This is a genomic window from Microcystis sp. LE19-8.1F (assembly GCF_027531715.1).
Classification (GTDB): Bacteria; Cyanobacteriota; Cyanobacteriia; order Cyanobacteriales; family Microcystaceae; genus Microcystis; species Microcystis wesenbergii_A.
Map to the genome: position 1 here is coordinate 1 of NZ_JAPZSO010000229.1, position 1,223 is coordinate 1,223.

At 37.0% G+C, this 1,223-nt stretch carries 1 pseudogene; it reads left to right on the top strand.

The window, feature by feature from the left end:
- Positions 1 to 86: 86 nt before the first annotated feature.
- Positions 87 to 1,223: pseudogene (locus O9334_RS20895) on the top strand (ISL3 family transposase); the annotation flags it as partial.

Here is a 1,223-nt window from a genome sequence, read left to right on the forward strand (position 1 = left end):
ATTTTAGACACAAACAGGTTAATACCAAAAGATAGACAATCGAGTTAAGATTTGATATAATAGCCAAAAACCAGAGTATTTTACTTATGATACTTGACAAATTTTTGAACCTAGAAGGAACCTCTATTCAAGGCTATCGACACCTAGAAAATGTCGGTATAGTTTGACCAGTCGAATCGAAAAAGAAAAAAGCAACGGCTCGACTGATCTCGCCGAACGTCCTGTCCTCGTTGTGGGTTAGAGAGCGATAAACTACACCAAAATCATCGATATTTAGTCAAAGATTTACCAATCTCAGGACAACCAGTGTACCTACAAGTTAATCGTCGTCAATTTAAGTGCGATAATTGTCGAAAACCCTTGAGCGAAGAGTTAGATTTTGTCGCCAGTAAACGAACCTATACGAAAAGACTAGCCGAAAATATACTCGAACAATTAAAATCAGGAGATATTTTAAATGTTAGTCGAAGAAATGACGTAACGGAAGAAGAGATTCAAAGAAGGCTAGAGGACATTGCTGAAGAAATTACCGAGCCAGACCTATCGGAATTAAAAAGACTAGGAATTGATGAAATCGCTCTAGTGAAGGGACAAAAAAATTACTGTGCAGTTTTAGTAAATTTAGATACGGGAAAACTAATAGCTATTCTGGAGAAGCGAACACAAGAAGAGTTTAAGAAAACCCTTACGGGCTGGGGAAAAGAGGTGTTAGAGCAAATTGAAGAAGTAAGCATAGACCTTTGGTTGCCCTATAAAAATTTGGTGAAAGAATTGATGTCATCGGTTGAATTAGTCGCCGATAGATTCCATGTAATGAAACAAATTAATCAAGAGTTAGACGAACAGAGAAGAGCAGAAAAAAGAGCCGTAGAAGCGCAGAAAAATAAAAAACAGAAAGCGGAAAAAGAAGCGAAGCTAGAAGTTTTAAAGCGAAGTAAATATAGCCTATTAAAAAATGAAGAAGATTGAACGGAACCCCAAAAAATTAAACGAGAAGCTATCAAAGAAAATTGGCCAAATTTGAAAAAGATGCAGGAATTAAAGGAAGAATTCAGAAAGATTTATGAAACCTCAGAGAATCCGACAGAAGGACTGCTATCTATCTCGGAATGGTTGGCAAAATCCTCCATTGTTTTTACCAAGAGTTGTCAAACAATCCGAAACTGGTTTGGAGAAATCATTAGTTATTTCGAGCGAAGAACAACGAATGGGGTAGTCGAGGG